Origin of the sequence: Clostridium sp. 1001283B150225_161107_B6 (assembly GCF_015556325.1) — a bacterium.
Classification (GTDB): domain Bacteria; phylum Bacillota; class Clostridia; order Lachnospirales; family Lachnospiraceae; genus Enterocloster.
The window spans coordinates 750,064-766,296 of the sequence record NZ_JADNMD010000001.1; the positions used below are offsets into that span (position 1 = coordinate 750,064).

General features: G+C 54.6%; 13 protein-coding genes and 1 other RNA gene. 1 reads left to right on the forward strand and 13 read right to left on the reverse strand.

The features are described from left to right. Window positions 1-92: 92 nt before the first annotated feature. The 5 genes from I2H39_RS03390 to ybaK all read right to left on the reverse strand — a co-directional run bounded on the left by I2H39_RS03390 (window position 93) and on the right by ybaK (window position 5,006). Window positions 93-2,369: a SpoIID/LytB domain-containing protein gene (locus I2H39_RS03390; RefSeq protein ID WP_138306053.1), complete on the reverse strand. Its 2,277-nt coding sequence runs from the start codon at window positions 2,367-2,369 to the stop codon at window positions 93-95. A 59-nt stretch (window positions 2,370-2,428) separates the two neighbouring features. Continuing rightward, a non-coding RNA gene (ssrS, locus tag I2H39_RS03395) (6S RNA) lies at window positions 2,429-2,605 on the reverse strand. A gap of 74 nt (window positions 2,606-2,679) precedes the next feature. Beyond that, window positions 2,680-4,023: a pyrimidine-nucleoside phosphorylase gene (locus tag I2H39_RS03400; protein ID WP_138306052.1), complete on the reverse strand. Its 1,344-nt coding sequence runs from the start codon at window positions 4,021-4,023 to the stop codon at window positions 2,680-2,682. 1 nt (window position 4,024) lies between these two features. Continuing rightward, window positions 4,025-4,441, reverse strand: a complete 417-nt coding sequence (cdd, locus tag I2H39_RS03405) for a cytidine deaminase (protein ID WP_138306051.1) — start codon at window positions 4,439-4,441, stop codon at window positions 4,025-4,027. Window positions 4,442-4,538: 97 nt separating this feature from the next. Beyond that, a complete protein-coding gene (ybaK, locus tag I2H39_RS03410) occupies window positions 4,539-5,006 on the reverse strand; it encodes a Cys-tRNA(Pro) deacylase (RefSeq protein ID WP_138306050.1) in 468 nt (155 codons plus the stop codon). 229 nt (window positions 5,007-5,235) lie between these two features. Here ybaK and I2H39_RS03415 point away from each other — a divergent pair, with 229 nt between their 5' ends. Next, window positions 5,236-6,330 (forward strand): DUF362 domain-containing protein, encoded by a 1,095-nt coding sequence (locus I2H39_RS03415; RefSeq protein ID WP_138306049.1) that lies wholly within the window; start codon window positions 5,236-5,238, stop codon window positions 6,328-6,330. Between the two features lie 29 nt (window positions 6,331-6,359). Here the strand turns inward: I2H39_RS03415 and I2H39_RS03420 are convergent, their stop codons facing one another. The 8 genes from I2H39_RS03420 to yiaK all read right to left on the reverse strand — a co-directional run bounded on the left by I2H39_RS03420 (window position 6,360) and on the right by yiaK (window position 16,085). Next, window positions 6,360-7,139, reverse strand: a complete 780-nt coding sequence (locus I2H39_RS03420) for an alpha/beta hydrolase (protein ID WP_138306048.1) — start codon at window positions 7,137-7,139, stop codon at window positions 6,360-6,362. A gap of 91 nt (window positions 7,140-7,230) precedes the next feature. Then, on the reverse strand, window positions 7,231-8,940 hold the full coding sequence (locus tag I2H39_RS03425) for a DEAD/DEAH box helicase (RefSeq protein ID WP_138306047.1): 1,710 nt from the start codon (window positions 8,938-8,940) through the stop codon (window positions 7,231-7,233). Between the two features lie 363 nt (window positions 8,941-9,303). Continuing rightward, window positions 9,304-10,170 (reverse strand): patatin-like phospholipase family protein, encoded by an 867-nt coding sequence (locus tag I2H39_RS03430; protein ID WP_195625795.1) that lies wholly within the window; start codon window positions 10,168-10,170, stop codon window positions 9,304-9,306. Between the two features lie 107 nt (window positions 10,171-10,277). Continuing rightward, complete coding sequence (locus tag I2H39_RS03435; protein ID WP_138306045.1) at window positions 10,278-10,733, reverse strand: YhcH/YjgK/YiaL family protein; 456 nt, start codon at window positions 10,731-10,733, stop codon at window positions 10,278-10,280. A 1-nt stretch (window position 10,734) separates the two neighbouring features. Continuing rightward, window positions 10,735-11,511, reverse strand: a complete 777-nt coding sequence (locus I2H39_RS03440; protein ID WP_138306044.1) for a hypothetical protein — start codon at window positions 11,509-11,511, stop codon at window positions 10,735-10,737. A 34-nt stretch (window positions 11,512-11,545) separates the two neighbouring features. Next, window positions 11,546-13,675 carry a hydantoinase/oxoprolinase family protein gene (locus I2H39_RS03445; RefSeq protein ID WP_138306043.1) on the reverse strand — a complete coding sequence of 710 codons (2,130 nt, stop codon included), beginning with the start codon at window positions 13,673-13,675 and terminating at the stop codon, window positions 11,546-11,548. Between the two features lie 16 nt (window positions 13,676-13,691). Further along, entirely contained in the window at window positions 13,692-15,035 is a 1,344-nt protein-coding gene (locus I2H39_RS03450) for a citrate transporter (RefSeq protein WP_138306042.1), read from the reverse strand. 42 nt (window positions 15,036-15,077) lie between these two features. Next, on the reverse strand, window positions 15,078-16,085 hold the full coding sequence (gene yiaK / locus I2H39_RS03455) for a 3-dehydro-L-gulonate 2-dehydrogenase (protein WP_138306041.1): 1,008 nt from the start codon (window positions 16,083-16,085) through the stop codon (window positions 15,078-15,080). Window positions 16,086-16,233 lie beyond the last annotated feature (148 nt).

A 16,233-nucleotide genomic window follows, 5' to 3' on the forward strand; every position in this document is an offset into this window, starting at 1 on the left:
CACCCCGGCAAAGCCTTCAGGGCCCAGCCGGGTTGTTCTTTTTTATATTCTCTTTTATATTCTCTTTTCTGTTTCCGCTTAATCCGCCGGAATCACTGGTTTTCCGTGCACTCCCTCAATTCTGTTCCCTGGTAGAAAAAGTCCAGTATCTGTTTGTATCCCTTTCCTGTCTTTGCCATGCCCTGGGCGCCGTTCTGGCTCATGCCGACGCCGTGTCCGAAACCGCCCCCATATATATGGAAAGAAATACTCCCATCCTCCCCTGTTCTCTTTTCAATGGCAATGAATGCACTGGGCAGGGCGGCTGTTCCCGTCATGGTTCCCCCGTCCTTTTTGGTGATGGTCAGGGACGGATTTCCCAGCGCAGAACGGATGGCGGACTGCCCCTTGATGGTTACGGTACCGCCGGTGCCTGTGACGGTCAGCTCATCTGCTATGCCTCCCGGCCCCCGGTCCGTTATGGTCATGTCCTGTACCTGACCGGCTCCGCTAATCTGGGACGAAGCAATGTCAGCCGGAAGGTCTGTCTGCCAGCGGAACATGGGATAAGAAGTATCAAAGGCAATCACGTCCTCCCTCTTGATATAGGATTCAAAGCCCTGGTTGTCTTCCTTACCCAGGCTCCGCCCTCCCTCTTTCACTTCCACTGCCCTCAGGTAGGGATATTTCCCGCTGTCAGTCCCCCATACGCCTGCATCCGCAGTACGGCCGCAGGAGGTGGAAAAGTAGAACGCCTCAATAGGCTTATCCCCGTAGAACAGCATCTTTCCGTATGTCTCCTTCACAGCCTGGGTGGACTTATCGTCAGCCTTGGTATTATTGTAGACCTGGAAATTCGTACTGTCATCCACATGGGCGCCGTACTGGCTGTAGGTGTTGCCCTGTATCTGCCGGTAGGCATAGGTCCTGGCGCACACAGCCTGGGCTTTCAGCGCCTCCTTCTCATAGGACGGCGGCATCTCGCTGGGCACTACCTTTGTCAGATAATCCTCCAGATACAAATCATTGACCAGCACCAGGCCCTCCGGCGTCCCCTTGATTTCCAGACTTCCGCTGTAAACCGGCGTGCCCTGGCTCCGTTCAATGGAACGGATGGTAATGGCCTCCGGCTCATCCGGTGTGATAATCATGCGCCCATACTCCAGGTAAGGGCTGTCAGGGCCCACTGATAGCTGCGTGCCGGCCTCCAGGCGCTCTCCCACCATCTTTCCCTTGGCATTCTCATATTCCAAATCAGCACCGCATCCCAGCACCAAATCAGCAGAGGCATGGAACACACGTTTAAATCCAGTATCCATTAGGAGGACGCGGATGGTCTTGGCATCAAATTCCCGCTCCAGAAGGGCTGCGCACAGCTGTCCGTCCGCCGCCACAAATTCCTGCAGGTTATAGCCAACCAGTATGTCCGAAGCCTTCAGCACCTTAAAATCCCCATATACCTTATATACATGGAAATTGGGAGCCAGAGGAATCTCCCCATAGCCTTCTATCTCAATGGCGCCCTCTGTCACGGACAGGACCTTACCGCTCAGACGGTCCCTTTTCATGGTTATCCTGACCAGCTTGCCGTCCTCCATGTGGAGGTCAGCCAGGTTGCCGGCCATCTCCTCCTCCCCGCCAAGCTTGGCGCTCACCGGGAACTCGCGGTAGGCCGTGCCCAGATACGCCTTAAAATGCCGGCCGTCGCTTTCAGCCAGCCATACATTCTCATAGACCACGTTCCTGGACACCAGGCCCGAGGTAATCATCTCCCCGTTCCTGGCCAGAAACCGTATCTCACAGTCCAGGAACGCGTCCAGTGCAAGTCCCTGGAACCCGAAGTTGCCGGCCGTGGTATAGGCCGTCCAGCTCTCGGCCTGGTCAAGGTTGGACGGGGTGCCGTAGAGCACAGCCTCTATCTCCTCCACCTTTCCCTCCGGGTCCGTCTCCTTCAGGATGGAATCATACAGTTTCCACCAGTCCTCCTCGGGATATGCCTGGCCGCGGTTATTCCTGGTGGAGCCGGCCTGGAGCTTCAGCTTGCCGGACACCTGGCCGGCCATGTATGCAGCCTCTGCGTATGTAAGATATCCCTGGGCCGAGGACAGGGAAGCAGGCGTAAGCTCCGGGTCCAGACAGCCTTCATCATAGAGATAATCCATGTATTTGACAAACCAGTTGTCCTTTTCTTTTGCTGAAAAATGGGAGGTTCCCCGTTCCTTCGCCCTCTTCTCACACTCTTCCTTGTCCGTAAGGGCCAGAGCCATGGCCTTAAACGCCTGGGCCCTTATGATTCCGTCCCTGGGCGGCTCCATCTTCACGATTATCACCATCAGCGTGACCACTACCAGTATCACGCCGCTTACCCATGCAATCATTCTGTTCTTCATATTCGGTCCAACTCCTGTAAACGAAGTAAAGCAGCGGGGTAACCGCTGCTTTTATCATGTGTAACCCCAGAATGCCGTCTCTTACTTATTGACGCCTAGCAATGCTAGGTGGGCAACCTCACTTAAACATCTGCCTTCCACTCGACGGAGGCCTGACATCCGCTTAAAAATATTGGAATCCCTTTTGTCTAATGTAGGTTCAAAATTGGTAAGAGTATCGAACACCCCAGGAAATTACAGTTCCACTTCTTTTATCTGGTGTTATTATACCCCAAATACTTTCGTTTTTCAAGTTGATTTTTCTGAACATTTATGGAATTTTTTCCTCTATGGTCCCTCTTTCCACACCTGTGTCGGAAACCCTTGCAAATATAAGGGGCTCCGGCTCCGGCATCTGGTTTCCCAGGATGCAGGAGGCCAGGAATTTCTCTGCTGCCGGTCCAAAAAGTTCTTCGCGGGAAGCGTAAAGGACAGCCATGGTTTCTCCCGGCTCCACCCTGTCACCGTACTTTTTCCTCAGAAGGATGCCTGCGCTGTAGTCAATGGAATCCTCCTTTTTATTTCTGCCAGCTCCCAGCATCACGGATGCCACCCCGATTCCCTCAGTATCCATATGGGTGATATAACCGGACCCCGAAGCCTTTACCTCCCGGGACAGGGGAGCCTTTTCAAAAAGTCCCGGATTATCCACATACCTGCCATCTCCGCCCTGGCTCTCAACCATGGACCTAAGGCATGCAAGGGCGCTTCCGTCCTCCACGGACTGCCTGGCAAGCTGCCTGCACTGCCCCATATCACCCCTGCCTGCCATGTGAAGCATATTTGCAGCCAGTTCCAGACATACACCGGTCAAATCATCCGGCCCATGGCCCTTCAGGGTCTCAATGGCCTCCTCCATCTCCAGGGAGTTGCCGATGGCATGGCCCAGGGGCACATCCATGTTGGTTATGAGGGCGCAACAGCGCCGGCCGGCCAGGGTCCCGATGGAAACCATCTCCCGTGCCAGGCTGATGGAGTCCTCCAGGGTTTTCATAAAGGCGCCGCTTCCCGTCTTTACATCCAGAACAATGCAGTCGCTGCCGGCCGCCAGCTTCTTGCTCATAATGGACGAGGCAATCAGGGGAATGCTGTCCACAGTGGCGGTCACGTCCCTCAGGGCATAAAGCTTCTTGTCTGCCGGCACCAGATTTCCTGACTGGCCAATAAGGGCCAGTCCGTTTTCGTTGACAATGCGGAAGAACTCCTCCCTTGGTATGGCAGTCTTAAATCCCGGAATGCTCTCCAGCTTATCCACGGTACCGCCTGTGTGCCCCAGGCCGCGGCCGCTCATTTTAGCCACCTTGACGCCGCAGGCAGCCACAATAGGACCCGCCACCAGGGTGGTCTTATCCCCCACGCCGCCGGTGCTGTGCTTATCCGCCTTGATTCCCTCAATGGGCGACAAATCCACCATATCCCCGGAATGGGCCATCTCCAGGGTCAGGTCTGTTATCTCCCGGTCATCCATACCCTTAAAGTAAATAGCCATCAGCATAGCCGACATCTGATAATCGGGAATGTCCCCGGCCACGAATCCCTCCACCATATATGCAATTTCCTCTGCGGAAAGGGAACCGCCCCGTTTCTTTTTTTCTATCAGGTCATACATTCTCATATTATGCACCTCCCAGGTGGTCCGGTCCAAAGCTCTCCGGAAGCAGCTGGGCCAGGGTATATTCCCTGTACTCCTGCACGCTTTTAGCCAGGATGATACGGAATGCATCCGGATGGCAGAACTCACGCATCACCTGCCTGCAAACACCGCAGGGCGGACAGTAATCCTCCGCCTTCCCGCCGGGGCCTCCGCATATGACAATGGCTTCAAATTCCCGTTCCCCCTCGCTCACCGCCTTTGCAAAAGCGCACCGCTCCGCGCAGATGCCGGGGCTGTAGGCTGCATTCTCAATGTTGTTGCCCGTGTACACCTTCCCATCCCTGCACAGCAGGGCTGCCGATACATGGAAATGGGAATAAGGCGCATAGGAGCGCCCAAGACCGTCCAAGGCGGTCTGTATCAATACGTCTCTCTCCATATTACCCCTCCTCCTTCCGCCCGGGCCGGCCCCGGACGCTGCCGCGGTTTGGTCCCTGTACGGATGTTCTTCTTCCATTATAATATAAGCCTGACCCTTAAACAAGGGAAACAAACTGCCCCTCCACATAGCCTCTCAAATCCTCCGGAGACAGGGTGACCTGCACGCCTCTCTGTCCTGCGCTGACCATGATGGTGTCGAAAAGCTGGGCCATTTCTTCTATATAAGTAGGGAAATGCTTTTTCATGCCGATGGGGGAACACCCGCCGCGGATGTAGCCCGTGATTCCCAGCATATCCTTTACATGAATCATCTCCACCTTCTTCTCCCCTGCAGCCCTGGCCGCCTTCTTAAGGTCCAGTTCCTCGTCCACAGGAATACAGCACACCAGGTATCCCCTTTTTTCTCCCTTCAGCACCAGGGTCTTATACATCCGGTCGTGGTCCACCCCCATAAGGTCTGCGGCATGACTGCCGGAAAGGTCGTTCTCATCCACCTCATAGGTACCTGTATCATAAGCTATATTTGCCGCATCCAGAAGGCGCATCACATTTGTCTTAATCATATACAACACTCCTTTTCACCGGCCCGCTGTTTCACCCGGACCATATTCCAGGAATATCATACCCTTTTTTCCATTGTCCGTCAATCCGCCCCGGACAGGCGGCGTCACAGCAAACCTTCCCTCCTCCAAAGAGGAAGCCAAAGAATATATCATGGAGTATTCACAAATCAAAATTATGCGGTTATAATGGGAAATAAATACGCAGAGGACAGGAAAGGAAATCTCATATATGGAAAAGAATGATATCATTATCATACATGGAACCGATTACAAGAACATGGCCAGGCGTGTCCTGGAACAGGCGGACGTGGCGGCGGATATTGGCGATGTAAACAAAAAGGTGGCGTTAAAGCCCAATCTGGTAACTGCAAAGGCGCCCTCCAGCGGAGCCACCACCCACGGGGAGCTGCTGGCCGGCGTCATAGAATATCTCCAGGAGCACGGCTTTCAAAATATCACCATCATGGAGGGCTCCTGGGTGGGCGACCACACGGAGGACGCCTTCCAGGCCGCAGGATACCATCAGGTGTGCAGGCAGTATGGCGTGCCCTTCGTGGACCTGCAGCGGGATACCTGGAAGGAATACGATGCCGGAGGAATGAAAATCAAGCTGTGCGACAAGGCTGCGGCCGTTGATTACATGATTAACATGCCTGTGCTGAAGGGACACTGCCAGACCACGGTGACCTGTGCCCTGAAAAACAATAAGGGCGTGATTCCCAACTCGGAAAAACGCCGTTTCCACACCCTGGGGCTTCACAAACCCATTGCCCATCTCAGCACCATTGCCCGCAATGACTTTATCCTGGTAGACAATATCTGCGGTGACTTGGATTTTGAGGAAGGCGGCAATCCGGTGGTCATGAACCGTGTGCTGGGTTTTAAGGACCCGGTGCTCTGCGATGCCTTTGTATGCGACTGCATGGGGTACTCCGTGGACGATGTGCCTTACATAACCATGGCCAGGGACCTGGGCGTGGGCAGCACGGATACGGCCGGCGCCAACATGATTTACCTGAACAGGGCAACAGAGGCTGACAGCAAATTCCGCATGACAAGACGCGTACAGCACCTGGCTGCCTACACTGCCCCGGAAGATGCGTGCAGCGCATGCTACGGTTCCCTTATATACGCCCTGGACCGTCTGAATGACATGGGACGCCTGAGGAAGGGCCTGCCCCCCGTATGCATCGGCCAGGGCTACAAGGGACAGGAGGGCTCCATCGGCGTGGGACAGTGTACCTCCTGCTTTGCCAAAACCCTGGGCGGCTGCCCGCCAAAGGCAGCGGATATCGTGGACTTTCTGAACAGCCAGTGGAAATAGGAAGGACCTTTTTCCGGCTGTGTCCGGGTCTAAATCCCCCGTTCCCTGAGCCAGGCCATGATATGGGCCCCATATGCCTTTTCCCTCTTGAGAAGGGTAAAATGGTCCGCTCCCTTGACGAACACCACCTTTGAGTCGGGTATCTGCTCCCCCATCCACAGAGAATGGCGGGGACGGATCATATCCCTGCGGCCTGTCAGAATCAGGACAGGCGCCTGGATGCAGGACAGCTTATCCTTGTCCAGCCTGGGCCATCTGGCCATAAGGCCGAACAGCTGGCGGCTTTTCACCGCCTTTTCCCTGACGCCCCGGGGCATGGGTATCTTCTCCAGACCGTGCCACAGGGCGTATTTTAATTTCACCTCCATCAGGGAGGCAGCGCTCATACCTCCCGGCAGGGCATTGCCGCTGACCGCCACCACAGCCGATACACGTCCGGGATAACTGCTGGCTGTCTCCAGGGCCACGTTCGCCCCGTCGCTGAATCCCAGTATCACTGCCCTGGGCACATGGAGGAATTCCATGACCTGGACCACATCTGCGGCCATATCCGGTATGGTCAGCTCTCCTCTTACGGCATCCCCCTTCATCCGGGAGGCCCCATGGCCCCTGCTGTCCATGAGTATCACCCTGTAATACCGGCTCATGAGTTCAGACAGCCTGGAAAATATCTCATGGCTTTCCCCGTTGCCGTGGAGCATAATAAGGGGTACGCCCTGCCCCATTTCCTTATAATAAAGGGAGGCAAAACTGTTGTCCACATATCCTTCCTTCATTGGCTTTGTCTCCTTTCTGTTGACCTTCACCATATCACACCTCCGGTAAAATGTAAATACAGGCACAGCCCGGCAGATAAAAGTCCTGCCGGGCTGTGGTCATGCAGGTCCCTGGGACCTGCTCTTATCTTCTGTTAGTATTCGCTTTTTCCACGTGAATATTCTTTCCTTTAATCTTAGCGTGGGCCATGGCCTTCAGCACATCGTCCGCATAGCGTCCGGGCACATCCACAAAGGTATACCCGTCATACATGTCAATGCTTCCCACCATGCGTCCCGGAATACCGGACTCACCTGCAACTGCTCCCAGAATATCCCCTGGGGTGATTCTCTGGGCCTTGCCGATGTTGATGAACAGTCTTGCCATCTTCTCATCACCCTCGCCCAGCACGTAATCCACGGCAGCGCGGTCTGTGGCTCCCTTGCGGCGGTTTCCGTAGGAGCTGCGCTCACGGCCTCTGCCGCGGCTGCTGCCACGTCCAAAGCTGTCCAGCTCATCCAGGGAACGGGCGGTTTCAAAGCTGTCGATGATGTCTTCGCTCTCATCTCCCATGCTCATCTTGAGAAGGGCAGCAGCCAAATCCATGGAGGTATAATCCTCCTCCATAAGCTTCTTCTCAATGATGTTCACCATCTTGGTCAGGTCTGTGTCATTCAGCACATCCAGCACCTGGTCCAGAATCTTCTCCACCTTGATTTCCGTAATATCGTTTAGAGACGGAATGGCCTGGGGAATGATTTTTGTCTTGCAGTAGCGCTGGATGTCCCTGAGCTTATAAACCTCCTTGCCCATGACAAGGCTGAATGCCTTTCCTTCCCTTCCCGCCCTGCCGGTACGGCCGATGCGGTGCACATAGTACTCGTCGTCCTGGGGAATGTCATAATTAAACACGGCTTCCACATCCCCTACGTCTATACCTCTTGCAGCCACATCCGTGGCCACCAGAATGTCGGTGCGGCCGTTGCGGAAGCTGTCCATGACACGGTCACGCTGGACCTGCTTCAAATCTCCGTGAAGGCCCTCCGCAAAGTAGCCTCTTCCCTGAAGCTCCTGTACCAGGTCATCCACCTGGCGCTTTGTATTGCAGAACACAATGGAAAGCTTGGGCGCATACATATCCAGCAGACGGCTCATGACCTCCACCTTGTTCTTTGGTTTAACCTCATAGTAATACTGGGTTACCTTGGGCACGGTCAGTTCCTTCTTAATGACGCGGACCGTCACCGGGTCCTTCTGGAACTTCCTGGCAATCTCGGCAATGGCCTGGGGCATGGTGGCTGAAAACATCAGGGTCTGGCGCTCCTCTGGCAGCTGGCTTAAAATAGTCTCCATATCCTCCAGGAATCCCATGTTCAGCATCTCATCTGCTTCGTCCAGCACCACGGTGAGGACATGGTCCGCTTTTATGGTCTTTCTTCTCATATGGTCCATGACACGGCCCGGAGTTCCCACGATGACCTGGGTTCCGTCCTTTAAGGAGCGAATCTGCTTTACGATGTCCTGTCCGCCGTATATAGGCAGAACCTTCACTCCGTGCATGAACTTTGCAAAACGGCGCATCTCCTCCGCCACCTGGATGGCCAGCTCCCTGGTAGGAAGCAGGACAATGGCCTGAAGCTTCTTTACCTTCGGGTCCACTTTCTGAAGAAGAGGCAGACCGAAGGCGGCTGTTTTGCCTGTTCCGGTCTGTGCCTGGCCTATCATATCGCGGCCTTCCATGGCTACCGGAATGGCCTGAGCCTGAATCGGTGATGCCTCTTCAAATCCCATCTCTGTGATGGCGCGGATAATCCGCTCGTCTAATTGTAACTCGTCAAACTTAACTGTCTCCATATAATGTTAATATCCTTTCTTCCTCTGCCGTCCCATACAAAAGAGCCCTCGGCAGGCCGCCCTGTGCATATCCCATGCACCGCAATTTATTAGTTTCTTCGTGAAACGAAGTCCTCCACGCGAACAAAAAAACGAGGGGGTAAACAGGCACGTCTCGGGCCTTTCATCCTCTCGCTTCGTACGGTTATTAACTATAACAGATATAAAAGTTGGTGTCAATGGAGGGTGTATAGATTTTTATCCCAATTTCAGGGCTGGTTCCCGTGAAAATGCCGGAATAAAGTTTTTTTCATGGCCCAGTCCTGTTTTTTTCATGAATTTGCCAGATATACCGGGGTTAAAATCATGTATTTTCACACAATTTCACATCTGATTCAGGGCCTTGCGTATCTGAGGAAGCATTTTCCTGGTGTGTTCGTATCCCCGCTCCATGCATCCTCCCATCTGTTCAAAGGTCAGAAGCCCTGCCCCGGAGCTTAAGGGAGGCCTCAGCAAAAGCACCTCCCCGGTGGAGGCGCACTCCTTCAGACGGCTGCTCATAATGGAAAAGGAGTGTGAAGCCACCTCCATGACGGAACGGTCCGAAGGCGCCTCGTAGTCCCCTCCGATGTCCACCGCCAGCACATCCCGGATACCCGCGGCCTGCAGAAGATTCACCGGCAGATTGTCCGTCACGCCTCCGTCCACCAGAAGGTACCGTCCCATTTTCCTTGGAGCGAATATGGCGGGCACGCTGGCTCCGGCCATCATGGCTTCGCACAGATATCCGTCCCACTCCCATGTCACATGCTCCGCCTCCCGCACCTGGTCGCTGTTGGTAAAACAGATGGTATTCCCGCTGACCAGGTCCACTGCCGGTATAACCACTTTAAGCACAGCCTGGTCCATCTGCTTTTGTCCGGTCAGGCTGAAAAAATAATCCAGCAGCTTATCCCCCTTAATGAGGCCTGACAGGCTTACGCCCTTTCCCGCCAGCAGCTGAGGCACAAAACCCAGCAGGCCGCCGAAATCCGGGTCCAGATAATCCCCTCCGTGCTTCTCCAGATGAAGCACGGCCTGCTCCATCCGGGCGACCGGCATCCCGGAGGCAAAAAGACCTGCCACGATTCCGCCTGCGCTGGCGCCGGCCACCGCTTCAGGGCGCAGTCCTGCCTCATCCAGGGCTTTTAGCACCCCCACATGGGCTGCCCCCCTGGTCCCGCCGCCTGCCAGTGCCAATCCGTATCCCACAAAAAATCCCTCCATCCTATCCTGCAAAAACGCCGCGCTGTAATAGGTACATATGCGCCGCCATAACCGGATATGACAGAGGGAAATCACCTGGCCGGAGTCTGTTCTCAGACCCGGACCTTCAATACAATCTTACGCACCTTACAGGGGCTGCCCGCAATGCATCTGGGCTTGTGGGCATCCTCAGGAGCCACCACGGCGCAGTCACCGGCCTTCAGAAGGACGGAACCGCCCTGCTCCGGTTCCTGAAAGAACACGATATCGTCCGCTTCATTGTACGGCGTTTCCTCCTGGAGCCCTGCCCGCTTTGTGTAGCCGAACTGCTCCTGGCCCTCCACCACATACTGTATATCGAAATACAGATTGTGGGACTCGTACCTGCAGGTATCTGCCGGCATAGTGGTATACTCCTGCACCGAGGCAAACACCTCATCCCCGTCAATATCAACACGGCCCAGGGGCAGCGCCTTTAAATCCGTATTTCTCAGGAACTCATAGCCTTTTTTGAATTTTTCCTCCAGGTAATCGTATTTCTGGATTAAATCAATACTTGTAGTCAGCATGTCAACCTTCCTTTCCTTCGCCCTTTCCGGCAAACGCCGCGATTTCTTCGTAGAGGGCCGTGGCCGCCTCTTTGTCATAGCCGTACATCATCAGCACATCCAGGACATAGGGGGTGCAGGTGATTCCTGTCAGGCAGCGGGCAAACTCCATGCCTGCAATCTCTCCCAGGCACAATATCCGGGAACGGTTGGAAAATGGTTTCCTCCACAGCTCCACCTTTTCTGTCTGGGTAAATATGGAATCCTTTTTCCTGTACTCTGTCACATGGAACAGCTCATGGGCCAGCAGCACATCCTCCACTGCAATGTTACCCAAAATCCCTTCCAGCTTTTCTTCCTGAATCAGCTTCTGAGCCCGCCCGGCGCTGTCCATGAATATGGTAATGGAATCCGGTTCCTGATACTGGGCAAATATCACATGTCCGCCTCCCCCCGGCACCCTGGGCGCGGAAACCTTAAGGCCCATTTGCGAGGCAATGTCCCAGACATCTGTTCCTCCGGGAAGCAGCCGTGCCTCGCTGCGCCCGCACTGTGCCGCCCTGAAGCCGTATGCCAGCTTCTGTTCCCTGGAAAATTTCCCCTCCAGGGGGTCCCTGGACCAGGCATAGAGGTACCAGGCTGTCTCATCCAGTGACAACAGGTGTTCCACCATGGAATACAGGGACCGTTCCCTTGAGGGAGCCGCCATCTGCTCCGCCATAGCCCTTTGCTCCCCTGCCATTTCCCTGCTGTTTCCCAAAAATGCCCGAAACAGTTTTCTGCCGTCCTCTCTCTTCATGAAAAAACCTCCTCCGTGCCTGCCCCCTTCTATTCTACAACTGATTCTTCGCTCCGACAATCACAATATCTTCCGAGGGGTCCACCATCTGCATTTCCACGTCCATGAGCATGAGAATCTGCTCCAGCTCGCCGGTGCCGTTAAAGTCCATGACCCTGGCTCCCACACACAGATAATAGTCGGGCCGCAGGATGGCGTCCGCCTTGAAAATGGCCATCTCCTCCCACATCCTGGATACAATGCTCCGGTAGGAGGACGCTTTGGCAAGGACCACCTCCCCGTCCGTCCTCTGTACCTTGATGAAGCCCTTCTTATCCAGGATACGGAGGGGCTTGCGGCCCCTGCTGTCCATGTTATAGACATAGAAGTTAGGCGTCTGTCCCACCAGACTCAGTTTTCCCGGCTCAGCCCTTAAATCCTCTGCCGCCAGGTTCCTGGCCTCCTCCTCCGTGCACTCCTTAAGAAGGTCCGTTGTCTTGACCTCCGTGGAGCCCAGGGCAATGGCAGTGAGCTTGGAGGTCTGCGGGTCAATCTCAATATGGACCTCCACGGAGCCGGGGGCCGCCCCGCTCTCCACCGCCTTGTCAACCGCCTCCCGCTTGATGCTTCTGATATCTTCCGGCGTGGGGTTCGGAACCACCCGTTCCACCACGTCACGGACCATGGCCAGGGCCACTCCGATGGAGGAAATGACTTCTGCATTCTCAGGCACGCTGTATTTAATATTCATTTTGTTGGCGCAGAACCCTATGAGGGATGTAGCGCCGCCGCCCACTCCCACCAGAGATATCTGGTCGTGTTCCAGACGGTACTTGTCTGCCAGTTCCATGATGATGGGTTCTATCTTCTCATAGGCCCTGGTAAGTATCTGGGCAGCCACATCCTCCACCGTGGTGTGCAGGTAATCCGCAATGGGCTGCATGGCTTTCCTGGCTGCATTTACATTGCCGTAGGAAAAGTCCCTGGGCGTCACCAGCCCCAGCACATTGGCCGCGCAGCTGTTGGTGATGGTAACGCGCCTGCCGTTCTTTAAGCGGATAGCCACGTAATCCTCCGGGTCCCCTTCCTTCGGAGAAAAGAATTCCAGCTGTGGCTCCACGATTTCATCCTCATCCGTAAACACAGCGTAATCCAGTCCTGCAATATGGGCGGAACGGGGGCCCACATCGTGGACGCCGCTCTTGTTCACCCGAATCATGCTTCCGCCGGCAACCCCCAGCACCCGCACATCCAGGGAGCTGATGTAAGTCCTGTGTCCGCCCACCACGGAATAGTCAATGGCGGGACGTCCGTTCTTGATGACGCCGATATTGGTGGTGGTGCCTCCCACCTCAAAGTACACGCCATTGGATGCCCTTAAATACATGAGGGAGCCCATGACGCTGGCAGCCGGGCCGGAAAGCATGGTCAGCACCGGGCGCTTCTTCATCTCGTTGATTTCCATAACGCCGCCGTCCCCCCGCATAATCATAAGGGGCACTTCCACACCGGCTCCCCGCACACTCTCCTCCGTGGAGTTGGCTGTATTCAGCATTTTAGGCAGAATACTGGCATTGATGGCCGCTGTCCTGGTCCGCCTGGTCAGCCCGTAAAGCTTGGTGATATCTGAGGCAACAGTAGTCTCCATACCCATTTCATCGTGGGCAATCTCGAACACGAACTGCTCCCCGGCAATATCGTCCACTCCGTAGGCGTCTGACGCCACCAGCACCTGGGCGCCCTCCGCCTTCAGCTCCTCCACTGCCTTTCTGACTGTATTTTCGTCCTCTTCGACGTCGCTCAGATAGCGGTTCTTAATCTTTATGCTCCTGCCGGAGCCCAGGTCGATATCCTTTAGCCGGGTCTGGTGCTTTGCCAGGAAGCCCTCCATTCCCTTAGGCCCCATGCCCAGCACGCCCACGCAGGCCACATCTCCCTCAATCAGGGCGTTGGTGGCCTGGGTGGTGCTGTGGGCCACAAAAATAACGTCCTCAGGGGCAATATCATTTTCCTGTAAGCAGTTCCGGAACGCCTTCACCACGCCGGCCGCCACGCCGTACCTGTCATCATGTGTGGTCTTGACAGAAGATTTTCCTATGATTTCATGTGTGGCGTTGTCAATCGCAACCGCCTTTGTATGGGTTCCTCCAACGTCGATTCCCATTCTCACCAGTCTGTTTCCCATGTTTCTTCTCCTCCCGTTAACCAAACATGATAAATGTAATAACCTGCAGGATGCAGCAGATAATCCATCCGCACACCACGCTCATCTTTAAGAATTCCTTGGTAGATACCTTTGCGTAACTGATGCCCCATACAATCCATGACTGGGTGATGCAGCAGGACACGTTCATGACCGTTGTGGCGGCAATCATCAGAGGCGCCAGGAAAGCCACCTCAAAGCCAACTCCCTTTAAGATACCCAGGGTGGCTGCTCCGCAGCCGTAAAGGGTGAAGGGTCCTCTGAACATGCCAAGAGGCGCCAGCACACAGAAGATAACGGTGATGAACAGGGTGCTGTGAGGGATAATATTTCCCAGCAGCGCATTAAAATACGGGATGCATAGTTCAGCCGCCTTGTTGAACATGGGAACCACCAGCAAAAAGCCTACCAGCGGAGCCGTGTCCACCACGCCGTCAAAGAAGTCCTTGTTAAAGGTCCGGCAGGCGCCCCGGAAGCTTTTCAGCCTTCCGCATACAAACAGCGCATAGAAGCCGCCAATCAGGAAGCCCATGATAATCGGCACCTTGAATGCAATCAGAAGGAACACCGGAATAAAGGGTGTCAGCAGGGACGGCGTGGGAGCAAAGTCCAGTTTCTGGCGCACCGGCCTTCTGGCTGCCCAGGAGTGCACGGATTTCTTCCTCATACAGAACAGAATCAGGACAATGGTGAATACCAGCTGTACCGCCAGTGCAATGCCGCCCCATTTTACATACTGCTCATAGGGGTACAGGACCTTGCCCTCCCCGTCCAGGAAGAATGCAGTGTACTGTCCGAAGAGTACCGGATTCAGGAACATGCCCGCGCCTATGCTCAGCATGAATGATACCACGGACAGCACCTTCGGGATTCCCAGGGACATGAAGATGGGAAGGATGATGACGCCGATGGCTACCACTGCGCCTGCGCCGAACAGGGAGGAAAATATGGCAGCCGTGACAATGCAAAGGAGAATACAGGTAATGGCAGGCTTGTCGCCCCCCAGCTCCGTGGTCTTGCGGATAAGAGTGGCTGCAATGCCAGTCTCCAGCAGCACCCTGCCGAACCAGGCGCCGAATACCACATTCACCAGCACGGAGCCCCAGCCCTCGGGACCGCTCTGGAACACCTTTGAAAATGCCTGTATCCATGTAATCCGGATGCTGTCCCCATTGGCTGCGATAAAATCAGGATTGGACGCCAGAAGGTTGCCGGTCATGGGAAGTATGGTCCAGAGAATGGCCATGACAAGCATTCCCATCATCAGGTTGCCGCCCCTGGCCGCGTAAACGGCCAGGCCAAAGAACGATGCTAAAATCAATATTCCTATGATATATTCCATGAGTTAAATCTCCCCTCTATCTTGCTCTCTTATCTCCGCCCTTTACCGTTCCAGGCTGTTCAGCTTTTCCCACACCTCGTCGATAACCGGGATTCCGTCCCTTGTATTGTTCTCCCTGGTAATGAGCTCCAGTTCTCCCGGGTAATATACTTCCCCGCCTTCCTTAACCGGCTCAGAGGACTTGATGTCTGCCAGGATTTCGTCCACTATGGCGTCCGTTTCCTCCGGCGTGTTGAATCTGGACGGGTCAATGGCTATCATGACCTGGCTCAGCCCCACCTCATCGCCAAAGGTGCCAATCCTGCTTACGGAATTGCCCTTTGTCAGGACCGTTGCTATCAGGTCCAGGGCAATGGAAATGCCGCTGCCCTTCCAGTATCCCATGGGGAGCACCCTCCATGTCTTCTCAATCTCAGCCGGGTCAGTGGTCAGGTTTCCCTGGGTGTCATAGCCGCCGGGAACCGGAAGCTGCTGCCCCTTAAGCTTTGCCTCCTCAATCTTTCCGTAGGAGAACTGGGATACCGCGCAGTCAATGACAGCGTGTTTTCCATTGCTTCTGGGAATGGACATGATAAAGGGATTGTTGCCGATTTTTCTGTCCTTACCGCCCCATGCAGGCATGTTTGGCATGGTGTTGGACCAGCAGATACCGATGCACCCTTTGTCCGCTGCCTGCCATCCATAGCTGCCGCCGCGCATCCAGTGGTTATTATTTCCAAGAGCCACAACTCCCACGCCGTGCTCTCCGGCCAGTTCCACAGCCCGGTCCATGGCCAGCTTTGCATTAAGCGGGCCGAACCCCCTGTGTCCGTTCCAGCGCTCTATGGCGCCCATGGAGGTTTCACAGGTTGCGATGGCGCCGGAATCAATCTCTCCCTTATCCAGATACTCCACCACCCTTGGGAAACGGTTTACACCGTGGGAATATACGCCGTCCAGACTGTTGTTCGCAAATACGGTAGCTGCATCCTCAGCATGCTTTCCCGAAAAACCTCTGCTCTCCAGAATTCCCTGGAACTTTTTTAATAAATCCTCATACTGCACTCTCATGGCTCTCTCTCCTTTTATGTTAGCTTTCTCCTTTTTGAGAAAGCGCTTTCTCATGACATCATTATAGCATTAAAGGGTTTTGTGTCAATATATAAGTGCATAATCTTTTCATTTTTATTTAATATGTACTATTTTTATTTGGTTTTTT

Excerpts from the sequence above, each read along its gene's own strand:
- I2H39_RS03390 (WP_138306053.1), bottom strand. The coding sequence starts at position 2,369 with ATGAAGAACAGAATGATTGCATGGGTAAGCGGCGTGATACTGGTAGTG.
- I2H39_RS03400 (WP_138306052.1), bottom strand. The coding sequence starts at position 4,023 with ATGAGAATGTATGACCTGATAGAAAAAAAGAAACGGGGCGGTTCCCTT.
- cdd (WP_138306051.1), bottom strand. The coding sequence starts at position 4,441 with ATGGAGAGAGACGTATTGATACAGACCGCCTTGGACGGTCTTGGGCGC.
- ybaK (WP_138306050.1), bottom strand. The coding sequence starts at position 5,006 with ATGATTAAGACAAATGTGATGCGCCTTCTGGATGCGGCAAATATAGCT.
- I2H39_RS03415 (WP_138306049.1), top strand. The coding sequence starts at position 5,236 with ATGGAAAAGAATGATATCATTATCATACATGGAACCGATTACAAGAAC.
- I2H39_RS03420 (WP_138306048.1), bottom strand. The coding sequence starts at position 7,139 with ATGGTGAAGGTCAACAGAAAGGAGACAAAGCCAATGAAGGAAGGATAT.
- I2H39_RS03425 (WP_138306047.1), bottom strand. The coding sequence starts at position 8,940 with ATGGAGACAGTTAAGTTTGACGAGTTACAATTAGACGAGCGGATTATC.
- I2H39_RS03435 (WP_138306045.1), bottom strand. The coding sequence starts at position 10,733 with ATGCTGACTACAAGTATTGATTTAATCCAGAAATACGATTACCTGGAG.
- I2H39_RS03440 (WP_138306044.1), bottom strand. The coding sequence starts at position 11,511 with ATGAAGAGAGAGGACGGCAGAAAACTGTTTCGGGCATTTTTGGGAAAC.
- I2H39_RS03445 (WP_138306043.1), bottom strand. The coding sequence starts at position 13,675 with ATGGGAAACAGACTGGTGAGAATGGGAATCGACGTTGGAGGAACCCAT.
- I2H39_RS03450 (WP_138306042.1), bottom strand. The coding sequence starts at position 15,035 with ATGGAATATATCATAGGAATATTGATTTTAGCATCGTTCTTTGGCCTG.
- yiaK (WP_138306041.1), bottom strand. The coding sequence starts at position 16,085 with ATGAGAGTGCAGTATGAGGATTTATTAAAAAAGTTCCAGGGAATTCTG.